At 67.4% G+C, this 2,157-nt stretch carries 1 protein-coding gene; it reads left to right on the forward strand.

Annotated features, from left to right (window positions below; genetic code table 11):
* Nucleotide 1: 1 nt before the first annotated feature.
* Nucleotides 2-2,157 (forward strand): molybdopterin oxidoreductase family protein (locus FV226_RS27370; protein ID WP_147765387.1); only part of this gene is annotated, 2,156 nt, incomplete at its 3' end.

A 2,157-nucleotide genomic window follows, 5' to 3' on the forward strand; every position in this document is an offset into this window, starting at 1 on the left:
CATGAACGAGATCGTCAAGCCGGATTCCCTGATCGTCGCCGAGGCCGAGAGCCTGACCGAGACCTTCTTCGGCGGCTGCCCGCACGACTGCCCGGACACCTGCTCGATGCTGTTCGAGGTGCGTGACGGCGAGCTGCTCGGCGTCCGAGGCAACCCCGACCACCCGATGACCCGCGGCACCCTCTGCGTGAAGCTGAAGGACTACGAGACGCGCCACTACCATCCCGACCGGCTGCTCTACCCGATGAAGCGGGTCGGCCCGAAGGGCTCCAAGCAGTTCGCGCGCATCACCTGGGACGAGGCGCTCGACACCATCGTCACGCGCTGGAAGGCGATCATCGACAGTCACGGCCCGCAGGCCATCGCGCCCTACAGCTACCTCGGCAACCAGGGCCTCGTGCACGGGCTGAACGGCGGCGACGCCTTCTTCAACCGCATGGGCGCCACCGTCACCGAGCGCACCTTCTGCGGCGAGGGCTCGTGCACGGCCTGGCTCCTCACCGTCGGCCCGACGGCGGGCCTCGACCCGGACAGCTACATCCACTCGAAGTACATCGTGATCTGGGCGTGCAACTCGGTCAGCACGAACCTGCACCATTGGGCCATCGTCAAGGACGCCCAGAAGAAGGGCGCCAAGGTCGTCGTGATCGACGCCTACGCCTCGCGCACCGCGAAAGCCGCCGACTGGCACATCGCGCCGAAGCCCGGCACTGACGGCGCGCTCGCCATGGCGCTGATCAATTCCATCATCGCCCAAGGCCTCGTCGACCAGGACTACGTCGACAACCACACGGTCGGCTTCGAGGAGCTGAAGGAGCGGGCGAGCACCCGCACGCCGGAATGGGCCGCCGCGATCACCGGGGTCTCGGCGGAAGACATCCGCACGCTCGCCCGCGAGATGGCGACCGAGCAGCCGGTCGGCATCCGCATGGGCGTGGCGCTGGAGCGGCATTACGGCGGCGGCCAGACCATCCGCGCCGTCACCTGCATCCCGGCGCTGACCGGCGCGTGGCGCCACGTCGGCGGCGGCGTCACCCAGTTCGGCGTGTGGGAGCACCCCTACAAGTTCGACGTGATGTGCCGGCCCGACCTGATCCCGGAGGGCACCCGCGTCGTCTCGAACCTGCAGATCGGGCGCGCGCTCACCGGCGAGCTGAAGCTCGACCCGCCGATCCTGTCGATGATGTGCTGGAACTCGAACCCCGTCACGCAGGCGCCCGAGACCGACAAGGTCGTCGAAGGGCTGATGCGCGAGGACCTGTTCATGGTCTCGGCCGAGCACTTCGTCTCCGACACGGCGTCCTACGCCGACATCCTGCTGCCGGCGACGATGGGCGCGGAGATGGAGGACATGATCCTCTCCTGGGGCCACCTTTATCTCACCTACAACACCAAGTGCGCGGACGCGCCCGGTGAGGCCATCCCGAACAACGAGATTTTCCGCCAGCTCGCGGCCCGGCTCGGCTTCGAGGAAGAGAACTTCAAGTGGACCGACACGGAGTGCCTGGAGTACTACGTCGACTGGAACGCCCCGGCCTGTGAGGGCATCAACCTGCAGTACATGCGCGAGCACGGCTTTGCGCGCCTGAAGGTCGGCACGCCGGACGACCGCGCCCCGCACCGGAACGGCAATTTCCCTACTGCGACGGGCAAGTGCATGTTCATGGTCGAGGGCGCCACGAACTTCGTCGCGCCGCCGTTCCGACAGATGTACGACGGTTTCCAGCCCGGCGAAGCGCTCGATCCGCTGCCCGACTACCTCGGCCCGCGCGAATCCCATACGAACGATCCAGAGCTCGCCAAGCGCTTCCCGCTCAACATCGTCTCGCCCAAGAGCCATTACTTCCTGAACTCCTGCTACGCGAACATGGAGGACAAGCAGAAGGGCCAGGGCGAACAGTTCGTGATGATCAGCCAAGCCGACGCCGACGCCCGCGGCATCCGGGACGGCGACCGGGTGCGGGTCGCCAACGACCGCGGCGCGTTCAAGGGCGTGGCCCGCATCACCGACGACGTGAAGGCGGGCATCGTGGTCGCGACGCTGGGCTACTGGCGCCAGCTCAACGAGGGCACGGTCAACAGCATCTCGTCGGGCGCCTTCACCGACATGGGCCACGCCCCGTCCTTCTCGGACAACCTCGTCGAGGTCGCCCGGGC

The organism is Methylobacterium sp. WL12, assembly GCF_008039475.1.
Lineage (GTDB): Bacteria > Pseudomonadota > Alphaproteobacteria > Rhizobiales > Beijerinckiaceae > Methylobacterium > Methylobacterium cerastii.